Source organism: Synechococcus sp. R5-12, assembly GCF_047502655.1.
Taxonomy (GTDB): Bacteria; Cyanobacteriota; Cyanobacteriia; order Thermostichales; family Thermostichaceae; genus Thermostichus.
In genome coordinates this window covers 1-5727 of sequence record NZ_JANSIM010000069.1, presented here as the reverse complement: position 1 = coordinate 5727, position 5727 = coordinate 1, and the positions used below count along the sequence as shown (strand labels likewise).

Genomic DNA, 5727 nt, shown 5'->3' with positions numbered 1-5727 from the left:
TACAGTGCGGGGCTTAGCTACCCCCACACCCCGACAAGCTAAGCCTAAGTGTTGAAGTAGCGGGCTGCCGGATGGTAAGCAACGATGGCGGTGGTGGACTGTTCCGGATCCAATTGATCGCTTTCGTCCATGGTGAGGCCAATGCGCTCGGCCTGGAGCACCTGCAGCAGAACCCGTTGGTCGGCGATGTTGGGGCAGGCGGGATAGCCGAAGCTGTAGCGGGATCCCCGATAGCCCTGATGCAGGATCTTGCGGATGTCGGGGCTATCTTCGTGGCCAAACCCCAGCTCCCGCCGGATGCGGGCATGGCACCACTCGGCCAAGGCTTCTGCCAAGGTCACGGTCAGGCCGTGGAAATACAGGTAGTCGGTGTACTGGCCCTCGGCAAAGAGGCGCTGGGCATAGGCGGTGGCCTCTGGGCCCACCGTAACCGCCTGCATGGGGAAGACATCTACTAGGCCAGTGGAGCGATCGGCAAAGAAGTCGGCGATACAGTAGCGGTGGCCGCTCTTTTGGCGGGGGAAGGTGAAGCGGGCCAGCTCCCGCACCCCTGGAGAGAGTTGCGGGCGCTCCACCGTGGGCAGTTGGAAATAGGTGGTGGAGCCTGGCTCCAGGGCAAACAGCTCCGGGAAGCTGGCCGGGTCGAAGAGGATCAAAGTGTTCCCCTCTGCCTGGGCCGGGAAATAGCCGTAGACAATCTGGGGGTGCAGCAGATCTTCTGCCAGGATCCGCTCTTTCCAGCGCTCGATCACCGGATCCACCTGGGTGGCGATAAACTCGGCAAACTCCTCTGCCGACTGGTCGCGGGGCTTGCGAATCTGCCATTGTCCGGCCACCAGGGCTTGCTTGTCGATGTAGAAGAAGACTTCCGGCCAAGGGATCTGATCTGAGGTGAGAACCTGGGATCCCCAGAAAGGCGGGATGGGTCGCTCGGTCTCCAGGGCAACGGCTTCAGAGCGGCGGGTGTCTTGGGACTCGGAGAGGGTGAGGGCGGGAGCAGCTCCCACGGTGGTCTCCGCAGGGGGCAGGCTGGGATCCGTTTCCTCTGGAACCCAAGAAGCCTCTTTCTGGCCATTGGCAGAGGGGGATCCCTGCTCTAGGTCGTCCAGAAAACCCAGCCGGTCATCCCAGCGGCCAGCAGCCTTGGCCTGCATTAGCCGATCCATAAAGTTCAGATCAGTAAAGGCATCGCGGCCATAGATCACCTGGCCTTTGTAGGTCTGGCGGCAGTCTTCTTCCACAAAGCGGCGGGTAAGGGCCGCCCCTCCTAGGATGACCGGCACGGTGATGCCCCGCTCGTTAAACACCTCCAAGTTCTCCTTCATAAAGGCGGTGGATTTTACCAACAGGCCGCTCATGGCAATGCAGTCGGCCTTGCTCTTTTCATAGGCTTCGATGATGTTTTCCACCGGCTGCTTGATGCCCAAGTTAATTACCCTGTAGCCGTTGTTGGTGAGGATGATGTCCACCAAGTTTTTGCCAATATCGTGGACATCCCCCTTGACGGTGGCAATCAAAAGAGTGCCTTTGCACACTTCCCCTCCCACCTTTTCCATGAAGGGCTCCAGGTATTTCACCGCCGCTTTCATGGTTTCTGCCGACTGCAGCACAAAGGGCAGTTGCATTTTGCCGGCACCGAACAGCTCCCCCACCTCCTTCATGCCGTCCAGCAAAAAGGTGTTGATGATCTCCAGGGGAGGATATTTCTGCAGTGCCTCCGCCAGGGTCTCCTCCAGGCCAATCCGCTCCCCGTCAATGATGTGCCGCCGCAGCCGCTCCTCCAGGGGTAAATCTGCAAAAGATCCGCCAGAGCGCAGTTCCTTCCCGGAAACTCCCGCAAACAGCTCCGTCAGCCGCGCCAGGGGATCGTAGGTGCAAATGCCCGAGGACTCCGTCCCGCTAACGCGAACGGCGTTAAACTGCCGCCGATCCCAGATCAGATCCCGACACACCTGCTGCTGCTCTTCGGGGATCTTGTTCAGGGGCAGGATCTTGGCGGCACTGACGATAGCGGCATCCAGGCCGGCCTCGCGGCACTCGTGCAAAAACACCGAGTTCAACACCACGCGGGCTGCCGGCGAGAGCCCAAAGGAGATGTTGGAAATGCCCAAGAGAATGTGGGTCTCCGGGAAAGCCTGGCGGATGCGGCGGATGGCCTCCAGGGTGGCTGCCCCGTTGGCCCGGTCTTCCTCGATGCCGGTGGAAATGGGCAAAGCCAGGGGGTCAAAGAAAATCTCGTAGGGCGGGATCCCGTACTCAACCGCCTGACGATAGGCGCGCTCGGCAATCTGGAACTTCTTGTCGGCGGTGCGGGCCATGCCCTCTTCGTCGATGGTGCCGATGACCACCCCGGCGCCGTAGGTTTTAGCTAGCTCCAGCACCTTGAAGAAGCGCTCTTCCCCGTCTTCGTAGTTGGTGGAGTTGAGCAGACATTTGCCTCCCGCCACCTTGAGGCCCGCTTCCATCTTTTGCCAATCGGTAGAATCCAGCATCAGGGGAATTGGGATTTGGGTAACCAGCCGCGAGACCAGCTCCCGCATATCCCGCACGCCATCCCGGCCCACGTAGTCCACATTCACGTCCAGGATGTGGGATCCCTCCCGCACCTGCTCCCGCGCTAGGGCCACCAGGCCGTCCCAGTCTTCGGCGTTGAGCAGCTCCCGCATCTTTTTGGAGCCGCTGGCGTTGAGGCGCTCGCCGATGATTAAAAACGAGTTGTCCTGCAGGTAGGGCTGAGGGGCATAAATCGAGGCAGCAGCCTGGATCCGTTCGATGCTACGACGTTTGGGCCGCAACCCCTGCACGGCTTCCACCAAGGCGGCAATGTGCTCGGGACGGGTGCCGCAACACCCTCCCACCACCGCTACCCCCAGATCCCGCACAAAATGCTCCAGGTGGAAGCGCAACTGCTCCGGGGTGAGCTTGTAGTGGGCTTTGCCGCCGATGTTTTCCGGCAGGCCAGCGTTGGGGATGCAGGAGATGGGGAAAGGAGAATGGCGGGACAGATAGCGGATGTGTTCGACCATCTTGTCTGGGCCAGTGGCACAGTTGAGGCCCAGCACATCGATGGGATAGGGCTCCAGGATGGCCAGGGCCGCCCCGATCTCCGTGCCCACCAGCATTGTCCCCTGCACCTCAAAGGTCAGGGACACCACCACCGGCAGGCGGATCCCGCGTCGGGCAAACTCCTGCTGCACGGCCACCAGGGCCGCCTTGGTCTGCAAAATGTCCTGGCAGGTCTCGATGATCAGCAGATCCGCCCCACCGTCAACTAGCCCCTGCACCTGCTCCTCGTAGGCAGCCCGCATCTCATCAAAGCTGATGTGCCCCAGGGTGGGCAGCTTGGTGGTGGGGCCAATGGAGCCGGCCACAAAACGGGGCTTTTCCGGCGTCGCAAACTCGGCTGCTACCCGCTTGGCCAGTCGCGCCGCCGCCACGTTCAGCTCGTAGGCTTTTTCCGGGATCCCATATTCGGCCAAAACAATGGAGGTAGCCCCAAAGGTATTGGTCTCGATGACGTCTGCCCCCACCTCCAGAAAGCCGCGGTGTACCCGCTCCACCGCCTCCGGCTTGGTCAGCACCAGCATCTCGTTGCAACCCTCCAGCTCCGGCCCACCAAAATCCGCTGCCGTCAGGTTCTGGGCCTGGAGGGAGGATCCCATCGCCCCATCGAAGACAATCACACGTTCCTGGAGATGCTGCAGGAAGGGATGGGTCATAGAAGTCAAAGTCAGGCAGGGTGTCATCGACCTAGAGTCTGATTTAAGTTAGCATCGAGCCATTTGCTCGGACTAGGCCGAAGGATGGATCCCTGGCCAGGGCTTCCATTCTGGCCATTGTTGAGGCGAATTTAACATTTTCTTTGCCTGCCCCGTTGCTGTTTCCCCCAGGTCGGGCTAATTTAGGGAAGACGTTTTGGTGTGAACGGCTACAGTTGCTCGCAAGTGTTCCTCCCAGGGTCACTTGCCGCCTGCTGTAGAGCGATCTTCTCCTCGCAGGTTGGAGTGGTTGAGGTGCTGAATGTTCCGTCCCCTTGGTAAAGTGCCTCGCACTCCGTCGCAGGATTGGCGAAGAGAAAGATCCACCTCTCGCCATCTTGAGAGGTTCCGCCCACCAAGATGACGGGTCTTGCGCCAGTTCAGTTGAGCTCCATGAGCGATATCTGCTTCCAGATTGACCCGAGCAATCGGTTATTCAGAAGCGGGCAGGCTGGCCTAGGGCAACTCAGGCTTTGGCTTGCGGATATCGGCTCCCTCACTCTGGCGTTGTGGGATGCAGCAGGGCTGCAACTTGCTCCTCTCCCTTTGGCGTCTAAGCTCCCTTAGTCACCTTTAGTTGTCTGTGATTAGGATCACGAGGAACTCAGCATGGCTCAAGCAAAGGAATTGGTGAAATCGGGTAAAACAGCTCTTCTCGAATCGGATCTGGAAAATCCACCTTCTGGCACCCTGGAGTTGGACACGGAGACAGATACCCTCGAGAGCGAACTGGATACCGGTGACACTGATGCTTTTGATGAGGATGACGACGACGAAGAGGCAGCAGAGGAGGATGGAGAGACTGCCGCCGCCGGTGCCAAAGGTCGCTCAAAGCGCAAGGCGGCCAGTAAGAAAAAGCCCTACACCGATGACTCTATCCGGGTCTATTTGCAAGAAATTGGGCGTATCCGGCTGCTGCGGGCCGATGAAGAAATCGAGCTAGCCCGAAAAATTGCCGATCTGCTGGAGCTAGAGCGCGCTCGCGAGGCCGTTTTTCAGCGTATGGGCCTCTGGTCAGACCCAGAAGAAGTGCCGGACACCCTCTGGGCAGAGGAGGTCAAGATGTCCTTGCCGGAGTTTCGGCGGCGGTTGCATCGGGGGCGGCGGGCCAAAGAAAAGATGGTGCAGTCTAATCTGCGTTTGGTGGTGTCCATCGCCAAAAAGTACATGAACCGGGGCCTGTCTTTTCAAGATCTGATTCAGGAGGGATCCCTGGGCCTGATTCGGGCAGCCGAGAAATTCGACCACGAGAAGGGCTACAAGTTCTCCACCTACGCCACCTGGTGGATTCGACAGGCCATCACCCGTGCCATTGCCGACCAATCCCGCACCATTCGCCTGCCTGTCCACCTCTACGAGACGATCTCCCGCATCAAAAAGGTAACCAAGTTGCTTTCCCAGGAATTGGGCCGCAAGCCCACCGAAGAGGAGATCGCCACCCGCATGGAGATCACCATCGAGAAGTTGCGCTTTATCGCCAAGTCGGCCCAGCTTCCCATCTCTTTGGAAACCCCCATCGGCAAGGAAGAGGATTCTCGGCTGGGAGACTTTATCGAGTCGGATGGGGAGACGCCGGAGGATCGGGTGGCCAAAGTCTTGCTTAGAGAAGATCTGGAAAGTGTTTTGGAAACCCTCACCGCCCGCGAACGGGATGTGTTGAAGTTGCGCTACGGCTTGGATGATGGCCGCATGAAAACTCTGGAGGAAATCGGCCAGATCTTTAATGTCACCCGTGAGCGAATCCGGCAGATCGAGGCTAAGGCTCTGCGCAAGTTGCGCCACCCCAACCGCAACAGCGTGTTGAAGGAATACATCCGGTGACTCTGGGGCCCATTCCTTCTAGCTCTCAGGGAGAGCCGGGGCAAGGGATCCAAGAGAGTTCCCGGCCCCCTAAGGCAGACTGAGTTGGAACTGCCAACCCGCGCGATGGAGCATGACTCTAGTCAATAATAAGCTCAACTATACTGAA

General features: G+C 59.2%; 2 protein-coding genes. One reads left to right on the top strand and one right to left on the bottom strand.

Annotation, left to right across the window (positions count from 1 at the left end; genetic code table 11):
• Positions 1–44: 44 nt before the first annotated feature.
• Entirely contained in the window at positions 45–3719 is a 3675-nt protein-coding gene (metH, locus tag NW843_RS04360; RefSeq protein WP_414522216.1) for a methionine synthase, read from the bottom strand.
• 648 nt (positions 3720–4367) lie between these two features.
• Between metH and rpoD the strand changes: the two genes are divergently transcribed.
• On the top strand, positions 4368–5579 hold the full coding sequence (gene rpoD, locus NW843_RS04355) for an RNA polymerase sigma factor RpoD (RefSeq protein ID WP_011433786.1): 1212 nt from the start codon (positions 4368–4370) through the stop codon (positions 5577–5579).
• Positions 5580–5727 lie beyond the last annotated feature (148 nt).

Excerpts from the sequence above, each read along its gene's own strand:
- metH (WP_414522216.1), bottom strand. The coding sequence starts at position 3,719 with ATGACCCATCCCTTCCTGCAGCATCTCCAGGAACGTGTGATTGTCTTC.
- rpoD (WP_011433786.1), top strand. The coding sequence starts at position 4,368 with ATGGCTCAAGCAAAGGAATTGGTGAAATCGGGTAAAACAGCTCTTCTC.